Origin of the sequence: Bradyrhizobium jicamae, assembly GCF_018130695.1 — a bacterium.
Taxonomy (GTDB): domain Bacteria; phylum Pseudomonadota; class Alphaproteobacteria; order Rhizobiales; family Xanthobacteraceae; genus Bradyrhizobium; species Bradyrhizobium jicamae_B.
Genome location: NZ_JAFCJX010000037.1, coordinates 58,476 through 84,078 on the forward strand (window position 1 = coordinate 58,476; position 25,603 = coordinate 84,078).

The following is a 25,603-nucleotide window of genomic DNA, read 5'->3' on the forward strand; positions in this document are numbered from 1 at the left end:
ATTCCCTCATTTTGAGACATGGCATTCCCTTGGCGCACACAACGAGGATCCGGCGATGATCGGCGTGCTGATCTTTCCCGACTTCCAACTGCTCGATGCAGCCGGCCCGATCGCGGCGTTCGAGATCGCCGCGCGCTTTGCCAACAATGCGCCGGCGATCAGGACCATCGCCTCGAAGGCCGGGCCGGTCCGCAGCTCATCCGGCGTCGAGATGCTGGCGCGGGGCTTAAAGCCTGCGGCAGGGATCACGACGTTGATCATTGCCGGCGGCAGCGGCGTGCACGCGCCCGCGACCTGTCCGATCACGCTTGCCTTCGTGAAGCGGCTGGCGGACCGCGGTGTCCGCGTCGCCAGCGTCTGCTCGGGCGCCTATGTGCTGGCGGAAGCAGGCCTGCTCGACGGCCGCCGCGCCACCACGCATTGGCAGCGCACGCCGCATTTCGTGAAGGCCTATCCGAAGATCAAGCTCGAGCCCGACCAGATCTTTACCCGCGACGGCAATATCTGGACCTCGGCCGGCATCACCGCCGGCATCGACCTCGCGCTCGCGATGGTCGCGGAGGATTACGGCGACGATGTCGCGCAGCAGACCGCGCGGCAGCTCGTGCTCTACCACCGCCGCAGCGGCGGCCAATCGCAATTCTCCTCGCTCCTGGAATTGAAGGCACCGAACGGAAGGTTCGGTCCGCTGCTGGCCTGGGCGCGCGAAAACCTCGACGCGCAGCTGACTGTGGAGGACCTCGCCGACAAAGCCGGCATGAGCGCGCGGCATTTTACCCGCGCCTTCATCGCGGAGACCGGCACTACGCCATCGAAAGCGGTGGAGCGGCTGCGCATCGAGGTGGCGCGCCAGCGCGTGCAATCGTCGGGCGAAGCGATCGAGCGCGTCGCCGAAATCACCGGCTTTCGCGATCCCGAGCGGATGCGTCGCGCCTTCATCCGCGCCTTCGGCCAGCCACCGCAATCGCTGCGGCGGGCGGCAAGGGCGGGGTAGGGCGGACGTCTGGTCTGTCCTGCCGCGCGCAGAGGCTGGGACAACGTCGCTGTCCGATCTGTGCGTTCACAAAACCGTAGATGTCACGGCACGGCTGAACCAGCGCCAAGTTCCCGTGACCCACATCAAGAGGGCTTTGGGGACCGGAGGAGGTTCTGATGACGAAGCATCGAACGATTACTGGGTTCGTGGCCGTCGCTCTGCTCGCTGTCGCTGCCAGCGCCGCCACGATCAAGTCGCATCCGCCCGGGAGCGATCGCATTGCCGTCTCCGGCACGACCTCGAAGGCGGACAGGCTCCCCGCGGCTGATTTCAACGACCGCTGGTCGGCGTTGTCTCCGACAACGGAAACGGCACCTGACGTCCGCTAGGCGACGACGGAACCGCCGGGTTGTTCGGTGATCGCATCTGGCGGCACAAAAATGCCCCGCCGCGGCGGGGCAATCTATTGATGTATTGATGCTCTGGTCTTGATTGGAACCGAACAGTTTCGCCGCCTCGCCGCGGCGAAACTCACATCACTCGGTCGACATCACTCGGTCAATGTGTCAGTCGCGATCTTCTTCTTGAGTGTTTCGCAGGTATTGCGGACCTCGGAGGTCATCAACGAGACGGCTTCGATCTGCAGGAAGAAGCGCTTGCCCTGATCGCGATAACCAGCAGCGAACTCCTTGATTTCGGCGATCATCTCGTGAACGCCAGCCACCATCGTCTCGCACTTCTTGGCGGCCAATTGCAGTTCTGCTCCAAGGGCCTCGATCTCCTTCACCGCCGCTTCGTATTCGCGGACGACCGCCTCGGCCGAGAGCTTGCCAACCTCGTTCACACCGTTGCGATGCTCGACATAGTCCGGCATCGGCGAGAGAGGCCGGATGTTGCCGCGCGGTCGTTGTGGACCCAGCGTGACGATTTCGCGCTCCAGTTCTTCCAACTCCATCGGGGCGCGGGTGAGGACTTCTGCACTAACACTCATACGAACGCTCCATAAGTTGTTACGCGAAATGGAGTTTACCGATGTCAAAGGATTTGTCTCGCTTTTCCACAAGTTTGAGGCAAAAGATTTGTGCGCTGCAACGTCGCGCTTCGACGCGTGGTTGGTTGAGGAGCAGCCTGACACCGCTGTTGACGGTCGCGCCCTTCCGGACAAGCGCAGTAAGCTGGCGCTTACTCCCAGAAGCGTGCATATCGCGCTTGTTCCACCTCGGTGTATGCTGCGTCTGAGCCGGAGACGCGACCGGGCAGGCGACTAGCGACCATTCACAGGGGGCAACCATGAAACGGACACTGACGATCCTCGCCATCGGCGCCAGCCTGATGTCCGGCATCGCGACGCCGGCGCACGCGGCCGCCGAGCTCTCGCTGGCCCGGATCGATTGCGGCACGCCGCAACCCCCGACCGCCGTCAATGAGCGCTTCTCGGACACCTATGCCTATGGCGACAAGAAGCTCCAGTTCGTCTTCAGCTGCTACCTGATCAAGCATGGCGACGACTACATGCTGTGGGACACTGGGCATGCGATGACCGCGCCCAACGTCGCGCCGAAGGAGAGCGTGGTCGACAACCTCGCCAAGATCAACGTCAAGCCCGACCAGATCAAATATGTCGGCATCAGCCATTATCACGCCGACCATACCGGCCAGATCGCGTCGTTCCCGAAGGCGACGCTGCTGATCGGCGCCAAGGAATGGGAGGCGATCTCCGCCCCCACGCCGGCGCAGGGGGTCAACGCCAAACCTTTCGAGGGCTGGATCAAGGGTGAGAACAAGGTCGAGCCGCAGCCGATCGACAAGGATGTGTTCGGCGACGGCTCGGTGATCTTCCTGCGGACGCCCGGCCACACGCCGGGCCATTCCAGCCTGCTGGTCAAGCTGGCGGAGAAAGGTCCGGTGATCCTGACCGGTGATGCCGTGCACTTCCGCGAGAACTACGAGTCGGACGGCGTGCCCATGTTCAACTTTGACCGCGCCCAGACGGTGGCCTCGATCCAGCGCATCAAGAAGCTCGCGGAGACGTTCAAGGCGACCGTCATCATCCCGCACGACGCGCGGGACGTGGAAAAGCTGCCGGTGTTTCCGGCCTTCGCGAAATAGGCTGCGACGTCGCATGGCCCGCCTGGCATTCGCTGGACTTGCCGCGCTCGCGTTCGCGGGCGCAGCCGTCGCGGAGGAGGACCACGGCCCCGTGCTGGTTGACCTCTTCGCCAAGACCTGTGCGCTACGGCCGGCGTTGCCGAGCGAACTCGACCGCCTCGCGTCCGGGCTTGGATTCGTCAATACGGCTGGCCCAATCAAGCCTGACATGGAGCGCGGGCCGAACATCGAAATTGTCTATTTCGCCAAACTGGTGCAGCGGGGCGAGACTGTCAGCATCAACGCCTATTTCACCGGCCCACTCGACGGTCCGACCGTGAATTGCGCGCTGAACACGGTCGGAGTATCGCCCGAGGCCTTGCCCGGCCTCGTCGAGAAATCATTGAAGGTTCACCAGCGGACCGAGAAGCCCGCCGATGACAACGGCCGCATCGTGGCGAACTGGCGCTTCGGCGCAACTGACGACGGCGACACGCTCGAAACCTGGACGCGGCGAGACCCGCCGCGGAGCGCCGCGATCAATCTCGCCTATCGCGGCCGCAAGCGGTGACCACGTTCGGCGCATCAGCCGCCAGCGTGAAGACGGCACTTGGTAAACAACAAGCGGGCATCGATGTCAGTGCGGCGCGTCGGGATGCCAGCCGAGAAGGGCGAGCATCACAAAGAAGCCGGCGACATACGCAACGATTAGCGGCCAGCCATGAGTGATCCATCGCACTACGGATTTGGCCTCAGGATACATGTTGGAAATGGCGACGCCGGCTGATGAGCCGAACCAGACCATGGATCCGCCGAAACCGACCGCATAAGCGAGATAGCCCCAATCATATCCGCCCTGTTTGAGCGCAAGCGCGGTCAGTGGGATGTTGTCGAATACAGCGGAGAGGAAGCCTAGCCCCAGTGCCGTTGGCCATGCCGCCGCGGGCAACTCCTTCACCGGCATCATTGATGCTGCCGTCACGAGCGCCAATAGGAACATGGTGCCCTTGAACGTCGCCGGCATCACAGACCAATCGGGCCGCCGCAGCGATGCTGTGAGCAGGATGGTGGACCACACCGCAAGACCCAGTACCGGAAGCGTATCGAGCAGCGCAGGAAATTTGAGTTTGGCCGTAACATTGGCGGTCAAGGCAGCGAGCAAAATTGCGGTCACGACGACCACGCGTGTCCAGTCAATCTTCAGCCCCGACGGCGCATTTTTCACGATCGGTGAGAAGCGATGCTGCTGGAAGGATGCCGGAACGGCAAATACCGCCATGGCGACGATGGCAGCAATGTAAGCCTCGACGACGGCGAGCGGGCTGACGCCGTTGATCCACATCATGGTCGTGGTGGTGTCGCCGACCACGCTGCCCGCACCACCAGCATTGGATGCTGCGACGATCGCTGCGAGGTAGCCGATGTGGACCCTGCCGCGGAATACGTGACGCGCAACCGTGCCTCCGATCAAGGCGGCTGCGATGTTATCGAGAAATGCGGATAGCAGGAACACGATCACGAGCAGGCACAGGCCGCCTTTCCAGTCGTCGGGCAACAGCGCCGGCATCTCATCGGGTAATCGGCTCTCTTCGAAATGACGGGACAACAGCGCAAATCCCATCAGGAGCAAGAACAGATTTGCGAGCCCGACCCATTCATGCAGCAATTGGTGGGCCAGGCCAGCCAGGCCAGTACCGAATTCCGCAAAGCCGGTGAACAGGAGCTTGTATGTGGCGATCGCGACGAGTCCCGTCACTGCGGATGCCAAGGTGTGATGGTGGAACAGCGCGACGCTGAGCAACGTCAGGCCGAACAGGATGAAGTCGAGCGGAATACCGAAGACGACGACAGGACCTAACATTGGACTCGACAGTTTAGAGTTGCGTTTCCGCGACCAGCCCCGGCAGCCGCACTGGTTTCGACGCAGGCGGAACCTTCAAGTCGCGCATTCGCCCGCTGGGCAAATGACAATCGTACTTATGCCAGCGATTTCAGCCAGGCCGCGATCTCGGTGACGGCGATTTTGGCCTGGTTGAGGAGCTTGCCCATGGTGAAGAAGCCGTGGAACTGGCCCGGGAAGTGACGATAGGTCACGGGCACGCCGGCATCCCCGAGGAATTTGGCGTATTCGTCGCCCTCGTCGCGCAAGGGATCGGCGCCGGCGGTCAGCACATAGGCCGGCGGCAATCCGGCGAAACTCCTGGCGCCTGCAGGCGAAGCGCGCCAGTCGCGCTTGTCGGCGCCGTTCAAATAGTGGTCGCCGAACCAGCCGATCACGGAGTGTGTCAGCAGGATGCTGGTCTCGGGCTCGCGGTGCGACGGGTGCTTTCGCGAAAAGTCGGTGGCGGGATAGATCAGCAGCTGGCCGGCGAGTTTTGGTTCGTCACCGTCGCGCGCGGCCAGCGCCACCACGGCTGCGAGATTGCCGCCGGCGCTGTCGCCGCCGACGATCAGTCGCGCGGCGTCGATGCCGAACTCCTTCGCGTGCGAGGCGATCCAGTTCGTCGCGGTGACGGAGTCGTCGACCGCGGCCGGAAAGCGGTGCTCGGGCGCGAGGCGATAGTCGACATTGATCACGATCAGCTCGCCCTGATCGGCGAGCATCTTGCAAACCACCTCATGGGTGTCGAGATCGCCGATCACCCAGCCGCCGCCATGGAAGAACACCAGGCAAGGCGCGAGGCCATCGGTCTTGCGCAGCGTCGTCGGCGTGTAGATCCGCGCCGGGATTGCACCATGCGGCGCGGGGATCGAAATCTCCCGGGTCGATTCCAGCGCCGGCGGCTCCGGATTCACGGCGACGCGCGCGGCGCGGTAATATTCGCGCGCTTCCGATGCGGTCAGCGTCTCATAGGCGGGGCGGCCGGCTTCCTGGAACGCCTTGTAGACGGCGGCGGCATCGGCATCGAGAACGACGGGCATTGCGGGACCTTCTTCTGGAGCGATCAGGCGGCGGTGCGGCCACCGTCGACGGTGTAGTGCGAGCCGGAGACATAGCTCGCTTCATCGGAGGCGAGGAATGCGACAATCGACGCAACCTCGGAAGCGAGGCCGAGCCGGCGCGCCGGAATCCGCTCGACCAGCTTTTCGGTGGGCGGCGGAGCGTTGCCGCCGTTCCTGCCGGTCATGATCGCGCTCAGCATGCGGCTGTCGATCAGGCCGGGGCAGACGCAATTGACCCGCACGCCGGTGCCGGTGCATTCCCAGGCCGCGCTCTTGGTCAGGCCGATCACGGCGTGCTTGCTGGCACTGTAGACCGCGAGATGCGGCGAGCCCATCAGTCCGGCGATCGAGGCGGTGTTGATGATGCTGCCCTTGTTTTGCTTCAGCATCACCGGCAGCACGTATTTCATGCCGAGGAAGACGCCGACGACGTTGACGTCGAGCACGCGGCGAAAGCTCTCCAGCGAATATTCCGGGATCGGCTTGATGTCGCCCTCGATGCCGGCGTTGTTGTAGAAGGCATCGATGGTGCCGAACCGGTCCACGGCGGCGCGGACGTACTCCTTGACCTCGTCCTCCTGGGTGACGTCGGCGGCGACCGTGAGCGCCTCGGCTGAGGCGGGCAGGCCCTCGACCGCGGTCTTCAGGTCGGCCTCGCGGCGGTCGACGGCGACGATCCGGGCGCCGCGGTCGGCGAGCAGGCGGAGCGTCGCGGTTCCGATGACGCCGGCAGCGCCCGTGACGACGGCGACCCGCCCGTCGAGCCTGATACGATCGGTCATGGGGGATTTCCTCTGGCTGGTCCGGTTCGGTCCGGATTTTCCTGGTTTTCGTGGTGGGATCCACGTGTTCAGCCGGAAGACTATCCCATGAGGCCAAAGGGCTGACCAGTGGGGGCCGGCCGGGGCGGTTTGCCGCCCTTTCGTCGCCCTATTTGGCGTGTTAACCGGTGTTCCTGCGAGCGGCCAAGGTAAACTGTCGCGAGCCCGATTCGCTTTGAAGCCGCGCGAGATGTTTCGAACCATTGCCCTGACTGGTTTTGCGGCCATTGTCGCCGCCTCGATCGTCGCGCTTGCGCCGCCGGCGCGCGCGCAGATCGGCACGATTTTCTCCGATCCGCCGCCGCGGCCGCCCGGTGCGATTCCCCGTGGCCAGCCGCAACCGCCGCCCGATGATGACGAGGAAGTGCCGGAGCTGCCGCGCGGCCGCCTGCTGCCGAGCCGTCCCGTGCCCCCGCCGCCGCAACAGGGCGCGGGCCTGCCGCCGCCCGTGCAGTCGCAGCCGCTGGCGCCGCCGCCCGGCACCACCGTCGCGCCGCAGAACCAGCCTGGCGTTGCCGTGCAGCCGCCGCAGCCCGGTGGACCGGCGGTTGCCAACAATCCGCCCGGTGCCAATCCGCTGCCGGGCCTGCCGCCCGGTCAGCGCCAGCCCAAGGGCTCGCCGCAAGCACCAGCTGCGACGCTGCAGCCGGGTGACGAGGTGGTCACCGAGCCGCCGTCGACCAAGATCACCAACAAGAAGGCGAGCTTCTCCGGCCTCGACAAGATCACCGGGCGCATCATCAATTTCGATGAGGATATCGGCGAGACCGTGCAGTTCGGCGCGCTCCGCGTGAAGACCGACGCCTGCTACACCCGGCCATCGACCGAAGCCGCCAACACCGACGCCTTCGTCGAGGTCGACGAGATCACGCTGCAGGGCGAGGTGAAGCGGATCTTCTCGGGGTGGATGTATGCGGCGAGCCCCGGCCTGCACGGCGTCGAGCATCCGATCTACGATATCTGGCTGGTCGACTGCAAAGGCCCGGACCAGACCATCGTGACCGCCGCACCCGATCCACCGAAGCAACCGACGCCGCCTCCGCCGGCCGCCCAGAAGCGTCCGCCGGCGCCGAAGCAGGCCGCGCCGCGTCCGCCGCCGCAGCCGCAATTCCAGCAGCAACCGCCGCCACCTCCGCCGCAGCAACAGCAGCGGCCGGGCGGGCTGTTCGGCGGGTTGTTCGGGAACAATTGATCGGCTCTCGTGCCCCGGACGCAGCGCAGCGCGAAGTGGTGCGCTGCTGAGCCGGGGCCCATGCTTTTCAAATGGCGTGAAATGGGTCCCGGCTCTGCGGAGCAGCGTTGCACGCTGCACCGCGTCCGGGACACGAGATCTAACTGCGTTGCGCTATGATCGCGAGCGCATCCGCTCCCTTCATCGGCACATCCGTCGGCAATCGTTGGAAATCCGCCGGCTCTCCCGCGATCGCTTTGTCGAGCAAAGCACGATAACGCCGCCGCGGGATCTCGACGGCGCCGAACGTCTTCAGATGCTCAGTGACGTACTGCGTGTCGAGCAGCTCGAATCCTCCCGCGATCAGCCGTGCCACCAGGTGCACGAGTGCGACCTTGGAGGCATCGCGCGCGGTGTGGAACATGCTTTCGCCGAAGAACGCGCGGCCGAGGCTGACGCCATAGAGACCGCCGACGAGATCCTCGCCCTGCCAGACCTCGACGCTGTGGCAATAGCCGAGCCCGTGCAGCCCGACATAGAGGTCGCGGATGCGCTTGTTGATCCAGGTATCATCGCGGCCCGGCTGCGGCGCCGCGCAGCCGGCGATCACGGCCTTGAAGGCGGTGTCGACGGTGACGGTGAAGGCGTCGGAGCGCACCGTCCGCGCCAGCCGTGATGCGACGCGAAAGCCGTCGAGCGGGATCACGCCGCGCAGCTCCGGCTCGACCCAGAACAGGGTCGGATCGTCGGCGCTCTCCGCCATCGGAAAGATGCCGCAGGCATAGGCGCGCAGCAGCACTTCGGGCGTGATTTCAGAGGAGGCGGAGTCGCGCGACGTCATATCAAGAGAATAGCAAAGCCGGCGTGGCCTTGCGATGGCGGCCTGCCGCCTGGTCAGGCCGGTTCCGTCATCCACAGCCCGTGCGGTTAGGTCGCAGGCTCAAGGCCCAGGCTGCGACGCTATGCTATCTTGCAACGAAAATGGGGACGCCGCCGGGGGACACGGTGAGTGCGTGCCGATCGAGGGGAGGGGGCGCGCCGTGAAGCTACATTGGAGAACGTTCGCACCGCTGGTTGTCTGGCTCGTGCTCTATCTGATCCCGGTGCCGGAGGGGCTGGCGGCCAACCAGTGGCACTATTTCGCGATCTTCGCCGCCGTCATCACCGGGCTGATCCTGGAGTCGATGCCGGTCGGTGCGATCGGCCTGATCGGGCTCACGGTCGCCGGCATCTCCGGCTATGTCGAGCACGATCCCAACAAATCGCTGCGCTGGATGCTCGGCGGCTTTGCCGAGAGCACGGTGTGGCTGATCGTCGGCGCCTTCGTGTTCTCGATCGGCTACCGCAAGAGCGGGCTCGGCCGCCGGCTGGCGCTGCTGCTGGTGCGCGGGCTCGGCCGCCGCACCATCGGCCTCGGCTATGCGGTGGCGCTGTCCGACGTCGTGCTGGCGCCGGCGACGCCGTCCAACACGGCGCGTTCGGGCGGCACGATCTATCCGATCGTCACCAACATCCCGCGCATCTATGGCTCGGAGCCCGGACCGACCGCCGGCAAGATCGGCACCTATGTGATGTGGACGGCGTTTGCGACGACAGCGGTGACGAGCTCGCTGTTCCTCACTGCGCTCGCGCCGAACGCCGCCGCGCTGTCGATCGCCAAGAAGATCGTCAATGTCGAGGTCAGCTGGTCGCAATGGTTCGTCGGCTTTGCGCCGCTCGGCATCCTCTTGCTGATCCTGGTGCCGCTGCTCAGCTACATCGTCTGCCGGCCGGAGGTGAAGGAGAGCCCGGAGATCGTCGCCTGGAGCGGCGAGGAGCTGAAGAAGATGGGGCCGCCGTCGCGCCATGAGTGGATCATGGCGGCGCTGGTGCTGCTGGCGATGTTCTTCTGGATCTGCGGCTCCAACCCGAACATCAGCGTGCCGTTCCTCGGCTCGAACTTCATCAACGCGACGACGGTCGTGTTCGTCGTGATCTCGCTGATGCTGCTGACCGGCGTGATCGAGTTCGAGGACATCGTCAAGGAGAAGAGCGCCTGGGAAGTGTTCTTCTACTTCACCTCGCTGCTCACGCTGTCGTCGGGCCTCAACGAGATCGGCTTCATCAAATGGGTCGCCGAGGGCTACGCAAAGCCGCTCGCGACGATGACGCCGCTGATGGGCACCATCCTGCTCGTCACGTTCTTCTTCTGGGTGCACTACTTCTTCTCGAGCATCACTTCGCACACCGCGGCCGTGCTGCCAGTGGTGCTTGCGGTCGGCAGCAGCATTCCCGGCCTGTCGATGCCGACCTTGATGCTGCTTTGTGTCTATTCGCTGGGGTTGATGGGCGTGATCTCGCCTTACGCGACGGGGCCGGCGCCGATGTATTACGGCAGCGGCTACATCGGGAAGGGCGACTTCTGGAAGTTCGGTCTGATCTTCGGCCTGATCTATTTTTTCGGATTGTTGCTGATTGTGTTGCCGTGGTTACAAATGGTCTGACCGCCGCCACATTCCTGCGACCGAAACATCACATGCTGCCGAGCGGCAGCATTCTTTCCGATTATTAACGCGCTTTGTCCTGCGCGGGCTCTCAAGATGCGCGCGAACGTGACGCGCGGTTCAGTCGAGCCCGGGTCCGTTCGAGCTTTTCGAGCGGCGCATGGACCAGCAGGTAACAGACCCCATCGATACGAAGACGTTTGAAGCCGCGCCTGCACGAAGCTCGCGTGGACGCGCGGTGCTGACGACAATGATCGTATTGATTCTGCTCGGCGGCGTCGTGTGGTGGACGCGGCAGCAGGGCGCGCCGCTGCCTTCGGGCGGCGGCCGCAACGGCGGACCGATGTCGATCGTGCCGGAGACGGTCGGCAAGGGCGACATCGGTATCAACCTCAATGCGCTCGGCACCGTCACGTCGCTCGCGACGGTGACGATCCGCAGCCAGATCAGCGGACAGCTCGTCCGCATCGCCTTCAAGGAAGGTGACGAGGTCAAGAAGGGCGACTTGCTGGCGGAGATCGACTCGCGTCCGTACGAGGCTGCGCTGGCGCAGGCCAAGGGACAGCTCGCGCGCGACGAAGCGCAGCTGAAGGGCGCGCAGGTCGATCTCACCCGCTACCAGAATCTCGCGGTGCAGAACGCGGTGCCGCATCAGCAGCTCGACACCCAGGTGGCGCTGGTCGCGCAGGACCAGGGCATCGTCGAAGCCGACCACGCCGCCGTGAAGGCGGCGGAGGTGAACCTGCAATATTGCCACATCCTGTCGCCGCTCGATGGCCGCGTCGGCCTGCGCCAGGTCGACCAGGGCAATTACGTCACGCCGACCGATTCCAGCGGCATCGTTGTCATCACGCAGCTGCAGCCGATCAGCGTGCTGTTCACGCTGCCGGAGGACAATCTGCAGGCGGTGGCGAAGCGGCTGCAGGACGGCGCGACCTTGCCGACGGCGGCGTATGACCGCGGCGGCATCAACAAGCTCGCCGACGGTTCCCTGCAGACCTTCGACAGCCAGATCGACCCGACCACCGGCACGATCAAGCTGCGCGCGCAGTTTCCGAACGAGGCCCGCGCGCTCTATCCCAACCAGTTCGTCAATGTCCGCCTGCTGCTCGACACCCATAAGGACGTCACCGTGATGCCGACGGCCGGTGTCCAGCGCGGCGTGCCCGGCACCTTCGTCTATCTCGTCAACGCCGACAGCACGGTGTCGGTCCGCCCGGTCAAGCTCGGTGTCACCGATGGCGACCGGGTCGAGGTCCGTTCGGGTCTCAATCCCGGTGACCACATCGTCGTCGATGGTGCCGACAAGCTGCGCGACGGCGCGCGGATCGTGGTGCGCACACCGACTGACTCCGCCCATTCGGCCGGCGCCGCAAAGGGCGGGGAGGCGGACAAGCAAGGCGGCGGCAAGCGGCGGCACTCCGAGGGCGGGTCGAAGCCATGAACCCGTCGCGGCCATTCATCCTGCGGCCGGTGGCGACAACCCTGCTGATGATCGCCATCATGCTGTCGGGAATGCTGGCGTTCAGATTCCTGCCGGTCGCGGCCCTGCCGGAGGTGGATTACCCGACCATCCAGGTGCAGACCTTCTATCCCGGCGCCAGCCCTGATGTGATGACCTCATCGGTCACCGCGCCGCTGGAGGTGCAGTTCGGCCAGATGCCGAACCTGAACCAGATGAGCTCGGTGAGCTCGGCCGGCGCCAGCGTGATCACGCTGCAGTTCGGGCTGTCGATCTCGCTCGACGTCGCCGAGCAGGAGGTGCAGGCGGCGATCAACGCCGCCGGCAATCTGCTGCCGTCGGACCTGCCGGCGCCGCCGATCTATGCCAAGGTCAATCCGGCCGATGCGCCGATCCTCACCCTCGGCCTGACCTCCAAGACCATGCCGCTGACGCAGGTGGAGGACTTCGTCGACACGCGGCTGGCGCAGAAGATCTCGCAACTGCCGGGCGTCGGCCTGGTCAGCATCAGCGGCGGTCAGCGGCCGGCGGTGCGCATCCAGGCTGACATCCGCAAGCTCGCCGCCTATGGGCTGAACATCGACGATCTCCGCACCACGCTCGGCAACGCCAACGTCAATACGCCGAAGGGCAATTTCGACGGCGCGATGCGCGCCTACACCATCAACGCCAACGACCAGATCCGCAACGCCGCCGATTACAAGTCGCTGATCATCGCCTACAAGAGTGGCTCGCCGGTCCGGCTCAGCGATGTCGGTGATGTCATCGACGGCGCACAGAACGACAAGCTCGGCGCCTGGATGAACACGACCCAGGCCATCATCCTCAACATCCAGCGTCAGCCAGGCGCCAATGTCATTTCGGTGGTCGAAGGCATCAAGGCGCTGCTCCCGCAGTTGCAGGCGACGCTGCCGGCCGCGATCGACCTGGACATCCTGACCGACCGCACGGTCACGATCCGCGCTTCGGTCCGCGACGTCGAGTACGAGCTGTCGCTCGCGGTGATTTTGGTGGTGCTGGTCATCTTCGTATTCCTGTGCAGCCCGCGGGCGACCTTGATCCCGAGCCTGTCGGTGCCGCTGTCGCTGGTCGGCACGCTCGGGGCGATGTACCTGTTCGGCTTCAGCCTGAACAATCTGTCGCTGATGGCGCTGACGATCGCGACCGGCTTCGTCGTCGACGATGCGATCGTGGTGATCGAGAACATCTCGCGCTACATCGAGGAGGGCGAGCCGCCGCTTCAGGCCGCGCTGCGCGGCTCCGAGCAGATCGGCTTCACCATCATCTCGCTGACGGTGTCGCTGATCGCGGTGCTGATCCCGCTGCTGTTCATGGGCGATGTGGTCGGCCGCCTGTTCCGCGAATTTGCGATCACGCTGTCGGTGACGATCCTGATTTCCGCCGTGGTGTCGCTGACGCTGGTGCCGATGGCCTGCGCCAAGCTCTTGAAGGCGGAAGATGCCTCGCACGAGAATGCATTCCAGCGCCTGAGCCGCGAGGGGTTCGATCGCGTCATCGCCGTCTATGGCCGGATGCTCAACTGGGTGCTGGATCGCCAGACCCTGACGCTGCTGATCGCGCTCGCGACCTTTGGGCTCACGGCGCTGCTGTACATCGTGATCCCCAAGGGATTCTTCCCGTTGCAGGACTCCGGCGTGATCCAGGCGATCTCGGAGGCGCCGCAATCGGTGTCCTATGCCGCGATGGCCGAGCGGCAACAGCAGCTCGCCGCCATCATCCTGAAGGACCCCGACGTCGAAAGCCTGTCGTCCTTCATCGGCGTCGACGGCACCAACACCACGCTCAACAATGGCCGCATCCTGATCAATCTGAAGCCGCACGAGGAGCGCAAGGCCGACATCGCCACCGTGATGCAGCGGATCAAGGCCAATACGGATTCGCTCGCCGGCATCACGCTCTACATGCAGCCGGTGCAGGATCTCACCATAGAGGGCACCGTCAGCAAGACGCAATACCAGTTCATCCTGCAGGACGCCGATCCGGCGCAGCTGGCGGAGTGGACGCCGAAACTGGTCCAGCGGCTGCGGGAGCTGCCCGAGCTCGGCGACGTCGCCAGCGACATCTCGGCCCAGGGCCTGTCCGTCTTCGTCGAGATCGACCGCGATCAGGCGGCCCGGTTCGGCATCACGCCGGCGACGATCGACAACGCGCTCTACGATTCCTTCGGCCAGCGGATCGTCTCGACCGTCTTCACCAATTCGAACCAGTACCGGGTGATCCTGGAAGCCGATCCGTCGCTGCAGACCTCGCTGGGCTCGCTGTCCTCGATCTATCTGCCGTCATCGGTCGGCAGCACGCCGGTACCTCTGTCGGTGCTGGCCAAGATCCGCGAGGAGACCGCGCCGCTGCAGGTCTCGCATCTCGGCCAGTTCCCGTCGGCGACGATCTCGTTCAACCTGGCGCCGGGCGCATCGCTCGGCGGGGCGGTGTCGGCGATCAAGCAGGCCCAGATCGAGATCGGCCAGCCGCTCGGGGTGATTACGAGCTTCCAGGGCGCGGCGCTGGCGTTCCAGTCATCGCTGTCGAACCAGCTGTTCCTGATCCTGGCGGCGATCATCACCGTCTATATCGTGCTCGGCGTGCTCTATGAGAGCTTCATCCATCCGCTGACCATCCTGTCGACCTTGCCGTCGGCCGGCATCGGCGCGCTGCTGGCGCTGATGATGGCCAGGCAGGATCTCACCATCGTTGCGATCATCGGCATCATTCTCCTGATCGGCATCGTCAAGAAGAACGCGATCATGATGATCGACTTCGCGCTCGACGCCGAACGCAACGAGGGCAAGCCGCCGCGCGAGGCGATCTACCAGGCCTGTCTGCTGCGCTTCCGGCCGATCATCATGACCACCATGGCCGCCGTGCTCGGCGCGCTGCCCCTGATGATCGGCACCGGCGCCGGCTCCGAGCTGCGCCATCCGCTCGGCATTTCCATCGTCGGCGGCTTGCTGCTGAGCCAGCTGCTGACCCTGTTCACGACGCCCGTCATCTATCTCTGGTTCGACCGCATCGCGGTCCGCATGGCCGGACGGACTGACAGCGCCGGGCAGGCGAGCGGGGCGCATTGAGCGATGGACCCGTCGACGCCCTTCATCCGCCGCCCGGTCGCGACCACGCTGCTGACGTTGGGGCTTGCCGCGGCCGGCGCGGTGGCGTTCTTCAAGCTGCCGGTCTCGCCACTGCCGCAGGTCGATTTCCCGACCATCTCGGTGCAGGCGACATTGCCCGGCGCGAGCCCGCAGGACGTGGCGACGACGGTGGCGAGCCCGCTGGAGCGGCACCTCGGCCAGATCGCCGATGTCACCGAGATGACCTCGTCGAGCTCGGTCGGCTCGACCCGGATCACGCTGCAGTTCGGGCTCAACCGCGACATCAACGGCGCGGCGCGCGACGTGCAGGCGGCGATCAACGCAGCCCGGGCTGACCTTCCGACCAGCCTGCGCAGCAATCCGACCTACCGCAAGGTCAACCCGGCCGACGCGCCGATCCTGATCCTGACACTGACCTCGGACACGCTGACGCGGGGCGACCTCTATGACGCGGCCTCCACGGTGCTGGCGCAAAAACTCTCGCAGGTCGAGGGCATCGGCGAGGTCGTGGTCGGCGGCAGCTCGCTGCCGGCCGTGCGCGTCGATCTCATTCCGCAGGCGCTGTACAAATACGGCGTCGGGCTGGAGGACGTCCGCGCCGCGTTGTCCAGTGCCAATGCGCACAGCCCGAAAGGCGGCATCGACGTCGGCGACCAGCGCTACCAGGTCTACGCCAACGACCAGGCCAACAAGGCCGATGACTACAAGTCGCTGATCGTCGCCTACCGCAACGGCGCCGCCGTACGGCTGACCGACGTCGGCGAGGTGACGGACTCCGTGGAGAATCTGCGCAATGCCGGCCTCGCCAACGGCAAGCCGGCGGTGCTGATCATCCTGTACCGGCAGCCCAACGCCAACATCATCAGCACCGTCGACCTCGTGAAGGGCCTGTTGCCGCAGCTCCGCGCCTCGGTGTCGCCGGCGATCGATATCGGCCTTGCGGTCGACCGCTCGACCACCATCCGCACCTCGCTGCGCGACGTCGAGCGCACGCTGATCCTGGCTGTGCTGCTGGTCATCGTCGTGGTGTTCGCCTTCCTGCGCAATGCGCGCGCGACCTTCATTCCCGTGGTCGCGGTCTCGGTGTCGCTGGTCGCGACCTTCGGGGCCATGTACCTGATCGGCTACAGCCTCGATAATCTCTCGCTGATGGCGCTGACGGTCGCGACCGGCTTCGTGGTCGACGACGCCATCGTCGTGCTGGAGAACATCACCCGCTACATCGAGGAGGGGATGTCGCCGCTCGATGCGGCGCTGAAGGGCGCCAACGAGGTCGGTTTCACCGTGCTGTCGATGAGCGTCTCGCTGATTGCGGTGTTCATCCCGATCCTGCTGATGGGTGGCATCGTCGGCCGCCTGTTCCGCGAATTCGCCATCACGATCTCGATCTCGATCCTGATCTCGCTCGCCGTCTCGCTCGCCACCACGCCGATGATGTGCGCCGTGCTGCTGCGCCGGGAGAGCGGCGAGGGCCATGGCAGGCTGTATTGGGCAAGCGAGCGCTTCTTCGAGGCGATGCTGAATTTCTACCGGCGCAGCCTGACAGGCGCGTTGCAGCACCCGGCCATGGTCATGCAGGTCCTCGCCGCCGTGCTCGGTCTCAACTACTATCTCTACAGCGTGGTGCCCAAGGGTTTCTTCCCGCAGCAGGACACCGGACGGCTGGTCGGCTCGATCCAGGCCGACCAGAGCATCTCGTTCCAGTTGATGCAGCAGAAGCTCGCGCAGTTCGTCGGCATCATCAAGCGCGATCCGGCGGTCGAGGCGGCCGTCGGCTTCACCGGCGGCGGCCAAACCAATTCCGGCTTCGTGTTCGTTTCGCTGACGCCGCTCGACCAGCGCAAGATGAGCGCCGACGCCGTCATCACGCGGCTGCGACGAGAGCTTTCCGTGGTGCCCGGCGCCAGCCTGTTCCTGCAGGCCGTGCAGGACATCCGGGTCGGGGGCAGGGCGTCGAATGCGCAATACCAGTACACGCTGCAGGGCTCGACCCTGGAGGAGCTCAACGAATGGACGCCGAAGATCGCGGCCGCGCTGCAGCGCGAGCCGAACCTTGCGGACGTCAACAGCGACCAGCAGAACAAGGGGCTGGAGTCCGATCTGGTGATCAACCGCGACTCCGCGGCGCGGCTCGGCATCACCGTCAGCCAGATCGACAACACCCTGTACGACGCGTTCGGCCAGCGCCAGGTCTCGACGATCTATGTCGCCCGCAACCAGTATCACGTCATCATGGAGGTGGCGCCGCGCTACTGGCAGAACCCGCAGACGCTCAGGGATGTCTATGTCAGCACCTCCGGCGGCACGGTCGGCGGGTCGCAGGCGACCAATGCGGTCGCGGGGACGGTGGTGGCGTCGGGCACGTCGAGCTCGGCCAATGCAGCCAATCTGCAGGCGGCGCGCAATCTCGCCACCAATTCGATCGGCGCGACCGGCAAGGGCGTGGCATCGACGGGATCGGCGGTCAGCACCAGCAGTGAGACCATGATCCCGCTGTCCGACGTCGCCGAGTTCACGCAAGGCGCGACGCCGCTGGCAGTGAACCATCAGGGCCTGCTGGTCGCCAACACGATCTCGTTCAACCTGCCGCAGAATGTCTCGCTCAGCACGGCGGTGGCGAGCATCGAGGCCGCCATGAACCGGATCGGCGTGCCCGCCACCATCCGCGGCACCTTCCAGGGCACCGCGAAGGCGTTCCAGGATTCCCTCAACAACCAGCCGTTCCTGATCCTGGCCGCGCTGGTGACGATCTACATCGTGCTGGGCGTGCTCTATGAGAGCTACGTCCATCCGCTCACCATCCTTTCGACGCTGCCGTCCGCCGGCGTCGGTGCGCTGCTGGCGCTGATGGCGTTCAAGACCGAGTTCAGCATCATGGCGCTGATCGGCGTCATCCTGCTGATCGGCATCGTCAAGAAGAACGCGATCATGATGATCGACTTCGCGCTCGAAGCCGAACGGGGCCGCGGGCTGGCGCCGCTGGACGCGATCCGGGAAGCCTGCCTGCTGCGTTTCCGCCCGATCATGATGACGACAATGGCGGCCCTGCTCGGCGCGGTGCCGCTCGCGATCGGGATGGGCGACGGCGGCGAGCTGCGCCAGCCGCTCGGCATCGCGATCGTCGGCGGGCTGATCCTGAGCCAGGTGCTGACGCTCTATACGACGCCGGTCATCTACCTCTATCTCGACCGGTTCCGTCTGTGGGCCCAGCGTGCGCGCCGTGGCGCGGCCACGGCCGGGCCGTCCTTTCAACCGGGTGAGTAGATGTTGGGCGGTGCGATGTTGCGGGATCGTTTGGGGATGCGGCGCGGGGCCGTGCTGCTGGCAGCGGCCATGGCCCTATCGGGCTGCATCCCGGGCTCGGAGCGTCCTGACCTCAGCCTGGAGACACCGGCCAGCTATCGCAATGCGCCGAAGGGAATCGCGGCCGATGCGTCGGTGCCGGCGATCGACTGGTGGCGCGGCTTCCGGTCGCGCGAGCTGACCACGTTAATGGAGGGGGCCCAGCTCTACAATCTCGATATCGCGGCGGCCATCGCCCAAATCGTGCAGGCCGATGCCCAGGTCGGCGTCTCCGGTGCGGCGCTATTCCCGACCATCACCGGCACGGCCGGCGCGGAGCGCGAGCATTTCGGTGCCCTGAGCTCCTCGAGCGGCAATGCCTCGACCATCACGCAGTACAGTGCCGGGCTGACCGCGAGCTATATGGTGGATTTCTGGGGCAAGAACCGCGCGACGCTGGCCGCCGCCGAGGAGAGCGCGACGGTCGCGCGTTACAATCGCGAGGTGGTGAGGCTGACCACCATGGTCACCGTCGCCAACACCTATTTCCAGATCCTCGCCGCGCAGGACCAGCTCAAGGTCACCCGCAACAATCTGGCTGCGGCCGAACGCATCCTGGCGCTGATCAAGACCCAGTTCGCCGGTGGCACCGCCTCGCAGCTCGATCTGTCGCAGCAGGAGGCGCTGGTCGCAACGCAGCGCGCGGCGATCCCGCCGCTCGAGGTGACGGTCGGCCAGAACATCGCCGCGATGGCGCTGCTGGTTGCGCGCGCGCCGGCCAATTTCACGGTGCGCGGCGGCAGCACGACCCAGATCGCTGTGCCGCGGGTGACACCGGGCCTGCCGTCGGAACTGCTCTATGAACGGCCCGACATTCGTGAGGCCGAGGCGCAGCTAGCGTCCTCCAATTTCAGCGTCGAGGCGGGGCGGGCGGCGTTCTTCCCGCAGATCCAGCTCACGGGTACGACGGGTTTCCAGAGCGCCGCGCTGGCCTCGCTGTTCGCCCCGGGCGCCTGGTACTACACGCTGGCCGCAGGGCTGACGCAGCCGCTGTTCGATGGCTTCCTGCTGGAGGGCCAGCTCAAGCTCGCCAAGGGCGTGCAGCTGCAGAATCTGCAGGCCTATCGCAAGGCCGTGCTGTCGGCCTTCGCCGACGTCGAGAAGGCGCTGATCGCCTTGCAAAAGTACACGCTGCAGGAACGGCTGCAGGCCGATGTGGTGACCAGCTCGCGCAAGGCCTTCGAGGTCGCGGAGACGCAATTGCGCGGCGGCACGGTCAATCTGATCACGGTGCTGCAGACGCAGCAGACCTTGTTCACGGCCGAGAACACGCTGGTGCAGGTGCGGCTGTCAAAGCTGCTGGCGGCAAGCAGCCTGTTCCAGGCGCTCGGCGGCGGCTGGACGCCGACCGGCACGCTGGCGGCGTTGCAATGAGCGGCCTTACTTGGCGGCGGCGTTCGCCTGCGGCGGCGCCGGGATGCGGCGGAAGCGCACCAGCACGCGGGTGCCGTTGTGGACGGGATCGCGCTCAACGGTGGCGTCGAGCTTGGAGGCCATCGCGGTGACGATGCGCTGGCCCATGCCGGTGCCGCGCGGATCGATCTTGTCGCCGATCCCGATGCCTTCATCCGAGATCGCGAGCTGCAGATCGTCGCCATGCTGGGTCAGCTCGACATGGATCGGGCCGGCGCCGTCGGGATAGGCGTATTTGACCGCGTTCATAACCAACTCGTTGACGATGATACCGATCCCGACCGCCCGGTCCGGATCGATCTCGGCCGGGGTAGCCTTCAGCGTCAGCCGCGACATCCGGTTGCCCTCGGCGGAGCGGCGCAGGTCTTCCAGCAAGGCTTCGAGGTACTGGTTGAGCATCACGGACTTGAAGTCCTGCGAGGTGTAGAGCCGGCGATGCACCTGCGCGACCGCAGCGACGCGGCCCATCGCATTGGTCAGTGCGGCCTTGACGCCGTCCTCCTTGGCGGAGTTGGCCTGCAGATGCAGCAGCGAGGCGATGATCTGCAGCGAGTTGCCGACGCGGTGATTGACCTCGCGCAGCAAGACCTCGCGCTCGGCCGCCAGCGCCGCGTAGCGGTCGCGCGAAGCGTGCACTTCGGCTTCGGCTTCATCGCGCGCCCGCCGGATCTCGGCCTGCCGGATCGCGCCGGCCACCGCGACCTGGAGCAGGGGGATGAAGTCGCCTCTGACGTCCTTGACCAGATAGTCGGCTGCGCCGGCTTTCAGCGCGGTGACGGCGATCGCGGAATCCTGCGAGGCCGTGACGAACACCACCGGCGGCGCATCCGGGATTTTCAGGATCTGCTCCAGCGTCTCCAGCCCGTCGAGGCCCGGCATGTACTGGTCGAGCGCGATTACGTCGATACCGCCCTGGACGAGGCGGTCGAGACCCTGCTGGCCGCTTGCGGCGTGCACGACCTTGTAGCCCTGTCGCGTCAGGCCGCGTTCGACCAGACGCGCCAGCGTCGCGTCATCGTCGATATAGAGCAGTGTCGGCGTCGTCTGGGTCATGGGGCGGCTGGTGGTACCTGGATCACGGAGAAGAACAGACCGAGCTGGCGAATGGCGTTGGCGAAGCTCTCGTAGTTGACCGGCTTGGTGATATAGACGTTGCAGCCCAGTTCGTAGCATCGCTTGATCTCCTGGGAGTCGTCGGTCGTGGTCAGCACCACCACCGGTGTCGCCTTGAGATACTTGTTCTCCTTGACCCGCTTCAGGATATCGATGCCTGACGTATCGGGCAGATTCAGATCGAGCAGGATGAGGAGGGCCTGGCCCTTGCGATTCGCGCCGGTTCCATCCTGGCCAAAGAGATAGTCCACCGCCGCTGTACCGTTGGTGAACGGGACAATCTCATTGTTGACACCCGAGCGCCGGATATTCCGCTCAATCAGCCGCGCGTGGCCCTCATCGTCCTCGATCATGATGATGGTGACTGGATTACTCATGACTCTTTATCCCGGGATTTGCCTGTCCAATTGATGGGCAGTGTTATCGTGAAGGTGCTGCCGTTGTGAAGTTCTGAAGCGACCGACATGGTTCCGCCGAGGCGCCGCACCAGTGCGCGGACGTGGGCAAGTCCGATACCCTGGCCGGGCTTGTCCTGGGTTCCGGCGCGGCGGAACAGGTCGAAGATGCGCTGGTGATCCTTCGGATCGATGCCGCGACCGTTATCCGATATTTCGTAGATTGCGAACCCGAGCTTGGTGCGGCCCGTGATCGCGATTTCCCCGGGGACGCCGTCCTTGAGGTATTTCAGCGCGTTGTCGATCAGATTGGAGAAGATCTGCTCCAGCGCAAGGCGGTCGCTGACGAGATTCGGAAGGGAGCCGATCTCGAACCGGGCCTCGGCTTCAACGGCCTGATGCGCCACCGTCTTGGCGATGTTGTCGATCAGCTCGCGGATGTTGATCCGCTCCGGCTTGAACTCGCGACGCCCCTCGCGCGTCAGGTTGAGGATCGCGCCGATCAGGCGGTCCATCTTGTCGATCGACGATTTGATGAAGGCGAGCGACTCGTTGAAGTCGTCGGAGAGCTGCTTGTCCGGACCCTCGAGCACGGGTTCGGCGCTATCGGTGGCATCCTCCGGCAATGCCGGCGCCAGCGACGCGGTGCGGCTGAGCGAGGAGATGCGCCTAAAGATGTCGCCGCGCAGCTCCTCGAGCTCGCTGGTGAAGCCCATGATGTTGACCAGTGGCGAACGCAGATCGTGGCTGACGATGTAGGCGAAGCGCTGGATTTCCTCATTGGCTTCGCGCAGGTCGGCGGTGCGCTCGTCGACGGTCGTCTCCAGCGTGACGTTGATGTCGCGGAGCTGGGTTTCGGCCTCGTCGCGGATACGGGAGGAGCGGCGCACCAGGAAGATCGCGAGGCCGGCGAGCGCAATCACCATCGATGAGCCTGCAATGGTGACCGAGGAGGCCAGGATCTGGGTCTGGTCGGCGTTGGCGGTCCGCATCCCGAACAGCCGATCCTCCTCGACCCGCATGGCCCGCGAGATGTCGGCGATGGCCTGCACCGCCTCCGTCGAACTGCTGGCGCGCAGGACATCGACCCTGGCGGCGATGTCGGTGATCCCGGCGCCGTCGATGCTGCGGGCAAAATCCGCGAGGCGCCGATGCACCGCGTCCTTCAGCCTGGCGGTATTTGCGGTCTGGACCGGATTGTCGGCGGAGAGCCTGGCAAGATGGTCGAGCGCCGGAAGGATGTTGGCCGCCGCACTCTGGTACTCCGTCAGGTATTGCGGCTCAGTGGTGAGGAGATAGGCACGCGTCGCGCTCTCGGCGCGGCGGATTTCCAGCAGCAGGTTGGAAATCTGGCTCTCCACCTCGACCGTGTGCACGACGAGCGCGTTGTCCTTGCGCGCCTTGTTGACCAGCAGCACCGACGCCACGCTGATCGCGACCAGCACCAGGAATCCAGCCGAGAGCAGCACGATCTGGCCCAGGGCGCGGCGGCGCCGGGCGTCAGATGTCGTGGTCGCTGGCGTCATCGGAAGCGTGGAATGCAAGCTGCCCCTTGCGATGCGGATAAATCCCCCGGGGGATATAAGCCGCAACCGGCCGGCCGGTTCCATTCCGGGGGAACTTATTTCCTAAGGCTGGCTAGCCCTTGCCCGATGGGCCGGCCAGATACTGCTCCAGCCAGTGGATGTGGTAGTCGCCGTCGATGATGCCGGGCTCGCGGACCAGATTGCGGAACAGCGGCAGCGTCGTCTCGATCCCGTCGACCACCATTTCGTCGAGCGCGCGGCGCAGCCGCATCAGGCATTCCTGGCGGGTCTTGCCGTGCACGATCAGCTTGCCGACCAGCGAGTCGTAGTAGGGCGGGATCACGTAGCCCTGGTAGACCGCGGAATCGATCCGCACCCCGAGGCCGCCGGGAGGATGGAATTGCGTAATGCGTCCGGGCGAGGGACGGAAGGTCTGCGGGTTCTCCGCATTGATGCGGCATTCGATGGCGTGGCCGATGATCGCGATCTCGTCCTGCCGCGCCGGCAGGTCGCCGCCGGCGGCGATCCGGATCTGCTCCAGCACGAGATCGATGTCGGTGATGCTCTCGGTGACGGGATGCTCGACCTGGATACGGGTGTTCATTTCGATGAAATAGAACTCGCCGTCCTCGTAGAGGAATTCGATGGTGCCGACGCCGAGATATTTCATATCCCGCATCGCCTTGGCGCAGGTCTCGCCGATCTTGGCCCGCGCGGCGGCCGACAGCACCGGCGAGGGGCCTTCTTCCCAGACCTTCTGGTGGCGGCGCTGCAGCGAGCAGTCGCGCTCGCCGAGATGGATCGCGCCGCCGCGGCCGTCGCCGAGGATCTGGATCTCGATGTGGCGTGGCCTCTGCAGGTATTTTTCGAGATAGACCGAGGCGTCGCCGAATGCCGACTTGGCCTCATTGGCGGCGGTCGACAGCGCCAGCGCGAGGTCAGCCTCCGAATGCGCGACCTTCATGCCGCGGCCGCCGCCGCCGGCGGCCGCCTTGACCAGCACCGGGAAGCCGATCGATTTGGCGATCGCCATCGCGTCGTCTTCGTTGGTCACGGCACCGTCGGAGCCGGGCACCACGGGAATGCCGAGCCGCTTGGCGGTCTTCTTGGCCTCGATCTTGTCGCCCATCAGGCGGATGTGCTCGGCCTTCGGCCCGATGAAATCGAGATTGTGGTCGGCGAGGATTTCGGCGAACCGCGCGTTCTCGGACAGGAAGCCATAGCCGGGATGCACGGCGTCCGCGCCGGTGATCTCGCAGGCGGCGAGCAGCGCCGGCACGTTGAGATAGCTGTCCTTCGACGGCGGCGGCCCGATGCAGACGCTCTCGTCGGCGAGCCGCACATGCATCGCATCGGCGTCGGCGGTGGAGTGCACCGCGACCGTGGAGATGCCGAGCTCCTTGCAGGCGCGCAGCACGCGAAGCGCGATTTCGCCGCGATTGGCTATGAGGATCTTGTCGAACATCGCAGCGCCTGAGGTTGAATTGGCTTATTCAATGATGACCAGCGGCTCGCCGTATTCGACGGGCTGGCCGTCCTCGACGAGGATCTGGGTCACGGTGCCCGCGCGCGGCGAGGGGATCTGGTTCATCGTCTTCATGGCTTCGATGATCAAGAGCGTCTGGCCGGCGGAGACCTTGCTGCCGACCTCGATGAACGGCTTGGCGCCGGGCTCCGGCGCCCAATAGGCGGTGCCGACCATCGGCGAGGGCACGGCGCCCGGATGCTTGGCGAGATCAGCCGCCGGTGCAGCCGCCACGGCGACGGGAGTTGCGACCGGCGCTGCGACCGCTGCCTGGACTGCGGGGACCGAGGCCGCGATGCTGATGTTGCGCGCGACACGCACGCGAAGCCCGGCGCGCTCGATCTCGATCTCGGTCAGGTTGGTTTCGGCGAGCAGCAAAGCGAGCTCGCGAATGAGCGCACTGTCGTCGTTCTTGGATTTGGCAGCTGATTTATCGTCTGGCTGGCGCGCCATGATCTTGATCCGGAATCTCTGTCTGATGACGGGAAGTGTCAGGTGTTGGCGTCAAGTGCTTGCCCTGGCGCCGATCTTGGCGGCAAGGCCCGATATCGCAAGGCGGTAGCCGTCGATGCCGAAGCCGCAGATCGAGGCGAAGGCTGCCTTGGCCGTGAACGAGTGGTGGCGAAAACTCTCGCGGGCGTGGATGTTGCTGATATGGACCTCGACGGTCGGAAGCTTCACGCCGACGATGGCGTCATGCAGCGCAATCGAGGTGTGAGAATAGGCGCCGGCATTGATGATGATGCCGACCGCCTTGCTGCGGGCCTCGTGGATGAAGTCGATCAGCTCGCCCTCGCGGTTGGATTGGCGGCAATCGGCGGAGAGGCCGAACTGCTGCGCCGTTTCCGCGCACAGCTTTTCCACATCGGCGAGCGTGGCATGACCGTAGGTCTCCGGCTCCCGGGTCCCCAACAGATTGAGGTTCGGGCCGTTCAGGACATAGATCGTTGCGCTGGTCGCGTCGGCCATCAGATTTCCGGCAAAAGCTGCTGAGGTCGCGGGGTTATAGGTAACTCCAGAGGGAAGGGGAAGCCTTTAGGTGGGGTCGGAGGGTGCTTCAACACACTCATTTTGGGTGTCAGATAGGGCCTATAAGTCTCTGAAAACGCTCGTTAACCAATTTTGGCGAGCGCGACCTCCGGGAGGCGGGCGCCGGGCTTATCCAGTGCTGTGTGGGGGCTGACGCAAAACCCCGCCCGAAGGGGGCGGGGTTCGCAACTGGGGCTTCGAGGCCCGTC

The 25,603-nt window shown here is 65.2% G+C and carries 21 protein-coding genes; 10 read left to right on the top strand and 11 right to left on the bottom strand.

What is annotated here, in order from left to right; all coding sequences use genetic code 11:
* The first annotated feature begins 55 nt into the window (after positions 1-55).
* Both JQ604_RS36160 and JQ604_RS36165 read left to right on the top strand, forming a co-directional pair.
* Positions 56-994, top strand: coding sequence for a GlxA family transcriptional regulator (locus JQ604_RS36160; RefSeq protein WP_212365507.1), 939 nt, complete (start codon positions 56-58; stop codon positions 992-994).
* Between the two features lie 158 nt (positions 995-1,152).
* Entirely contained in the window at positions 1,153-1,365 is a 213-nt protein-coding gene (locus JQ604_RS36165; RefSeq protein WP_212365508.1) for a hypothetical protein, read from the top strand.
* Between the two features lie 161 nt (positions 1,366-1,526).
* Here JQ604_RS36165 and JQ604_RS36170 read toward each other — a convergent pair whose 3' ends face one another.
* Entirely contained in the window at positions 1,527-1,967 is a 441-nt protein-coding gene (locus JQ604_RS36170) for a hypothetical protein (protein WP_249159150.1), read from the bottom strand.
* Positions 1,968-2,266: 299 nt separating this feature from the next.
* On the opposite strand from JQ604_RS36170, the gene JQ604_RS36175 reads away from it, so the two are divergent.
* Positions 2,267-3,085, top strand: a complete 819-nt coding sequence (locus tag JQ604_RS36175; RefSeq protein ID WP_212365509.1) for an N-acyl homoserine lactonase family protein — start codon at positions 2,267-2,269, stop codon at positions 3,083-3,085.
* 13 nt (positions 3,086-3,098) lie between these two features.
* A complete protein-coding gene (locus tag JQ604_RS36180) occupies positions 3,099-3,635 on the top strand; it encodes a hypothetical protein (RefSeq protein WP_212365510.1) in 537 nt (178 codons plus the stop codon).
* Between the two features lie 66 nt (positions 3,636-3,701).
* On the opposite strand, the gene JQ604_RS36185 is transcribed toward JQ604_RS36180, so the two are convergent.
* The 3 genes from JQ604_RS36185 to JQ604_RS36195 all read right to left on the bottom strand — a co-directional run bounded on the left by JQ604_RS36185 (position 3,702) and on the right by JQ604_RS36195 (position 6,789).
* Positions 3,702-4,925, bottom strand: a complete 1,224-nt coding sequence (locus tag JQ604_RS36185) for an SLC13 family permease (RefSeq protein WP_212365511.1) — start codon at positions 4,923-4,925, stop codon at positions 3,702-3,704.
* A gap of 116 nt (positions 4,926-5,041) precedes the next feature.
* Positions 5,042-5,986 carry an alpha/beta hydrolase gene (locus JQ604_RS36190; RefSeq protein WP_212365512.1) on the bottom strand — a complete coding sequence of 315 codons (945 nt, stop codon included), beginning with the start codon at positions 5,984-5,986 and terminating at the stop codon, positions 5,042-5,044.
* A gap of 23 nt (positions 5,987-6,009) precedes the next feature.
* A complete protein-coding gene (locus tag JQ604_RS36195) occupies positions 6,010-6,789 on the bottom strand; it encodes an SDR family NAD(P)-dependent oxidoreductase (protein WP_212365513.1) in 780 nt (259 codons plus the stop codon).
* A gap of 229 nt (positions 6,790-7,018) precedes the next feature.
* On the opposite strand from JQ604_RS36195, the gene JQ604_RS36200 reads away from it, so the two are divergent.
* Entirely contained in the window at positions 7,019-8,020 is a 1,002-nt protein-coding gene (locus JQ604_RS36200) for a DUF2155 domain-containing protein (RefSeq protein ID WP_212365514.1), read from the top strand.
* Between the two features lie 139 nt (positions 8,021-8,159).
* Here the strand turns inward: JQ604_RS36200 and aat are convergent, their stop codons facing one another.
* Positions 8,160-8,840: a leucyl/phenylalanyl-tRNA--protein transferase gene (gene aat, locus JQ604_RS36205; protein ID WP_212365515.1), complete on the bottom strand. Its 681-nt coding sequence runs from the start codon at positions 8,838-8,840 to the stop codon at positions 8,160-8,162.
* Between the two features lie 199 nt (positions 8,841-9,039).
* On the opposite strand from aat, the gene JQ604_RS36210 reads away from it, so the two are divergent.
* The 5 genes from JQ604_RS36210 to JQ604_RS36230 all read left to right on the top strand — a co-directional run bounded on the left by JQ604_RS36210 (position 9,040) and on the right by JQ604_RS36230 (position 19,767).
* On the top strand, positions 9,040-10,482 hold the full coding sequence (locus JQ604_RS36210; protein ID WP_212365516.1) for a DASS family sodium-coupled anion symporter: 1,443 nt from the start codon (positions 9,040-9,042) through the stop codon (positions 10,480-10,482).
* 250 nt (positions 10,483-10,732) lie between these two features.
* The gene (locus JQ604_RS36215) at positions 10,733-11,926 is read left to right on the top strand and encodes an efflux RND transporter periplasmic adaptor subunit (RefSeq protein ID WP_249159151.1); all 1,194 of its coding nucleotides are present in this window, start codon (positions 10,733-10,735) and stop codon (positions 11,924-11,926) included.
* Positions 11,923-15,030 carry an MdtB/MuxB family multidrug efflux RND transporter permease subunit gene (locus JQ604_RS36220; RefSeq protein ID WP_212365518.1) on the top strand — a complete coding sequence of 1,036 codons (3,108 nt, stop codon included), beginning with the start codon at positions 11,923-11,925 and terminating at the stop codon, positions 15,028-15,030. Before JQ604_RS36215 ends, JQ604_RS36220 begins: the two co-directional genes overlap by 4 nt.
* Positions 15,031-15,033: 3 nt before the next feature.
* Positions 15,034-18,315, top strand: a complete 3,282-nt coding sequence (locus JQ604_RS36225; RefSeq protein WP_212365519.1) for an efflux RND transporter permease subunit — start codon at positions 15,034-15,036, stop codon at positions 18,313-18,315.
* Between the two features lie 36 nt (positions 18,316-18,351).
* A complete protein-coding gene (locus JQ604_RS36230; RefSeq protein WP_249159152.1) occupies positions 18,352-19,767 on the top strand; it encodes an efflux transporter outer membrane subunit in 1,416 nt (471 codons plus the stop codon).
* A 6-nt stretch (positions 19,768-19,773) separates the two neighbouring features.
* Here the strand turns inward: JQ604_RS36230 and JQ604_RS36235 are convergent, their stop codons facing one another.
* The 6 genes from JQ604_RS36235 to aroQ form a co-directional block, all read right to left on the bottom strand.
* Complete coding sequence (locus JQ604_RS36235) at positions 19,774-20,859, bottom strand: sensor histidine kinase (protein WP_212365521.1); 1,086 nt, start codon at positions 20,857-20,859, stop codon at positions 19,774-19,776.
* Positions 20,856-21,296, bottom strand: a complete 441-nt coding sequence (locus JQ604_RS36240) for a response regulator (RefSeq protein ID WP_212365522.1) — start codon at positions 21,294-21,296, stop codon at positions 20,856-20,858. Before JQ604_RS36240 ends, JQ604_RS36235 begins: the two co-directional genes overlap by 4 nt.
* On the bottom strand, positions 21,293-22,840 hold the full coding sequence (locus tag JQ604_RS36245; protein ID WP_212365523.1) for a sensor histidine kinase: 1,548 nt from the start codon (positions 22,838-22,840) through the stop codon (positions 21,293-21,295). The genes JQ604_RS36240 and JQ604_RS36245 overlap by 4 nt, the downstream gene beginning before the upstream one ends.
* A 112-nt stretch (positions 22,841-22,952) precedes the next feature.
* Positions 22,953-24,305 (bottom strand): acetyl-CoA carboxylase biotin carboxylase subunit, encoded by a 1,353-nt coding sequence (gene accC, locus JQ604_RS36250; protein ID WP_212365524.1) that lies wholly within the window; start codon positions 24,303-24,305, stop codon positions 22,953-22,955.
* Positions 24,306-24,329: 24 nt separating this feature from the next.
* Entirely contained in the window at positions 24,330-24,818 is a 489-nt protein-coding gene (gene accB, locus JQ604_RS36255) for an acetyl-CoA carboxylase biotin carboxyl carrier protein (protein ID WP_212365525.1), read from the bottom strand.
* A 51-nt stretch (positions 24,819-24,869) separates the two neighbouring features.
* Positions 24,870-25,334: a type II 3-dehydroquinate dehydratase gene (gene aroQ / locus JQ604_RS36260; protein WP_212365526.1), complete on the bottom strand. Its 465-nt coding sequence runs from the start codon at positions 25,332-25,334 to the stop codon at positions 24,870-24,872.
* Between the last annotated feature and the right edge of the window lie 269 nt (positions 25,335-25,603).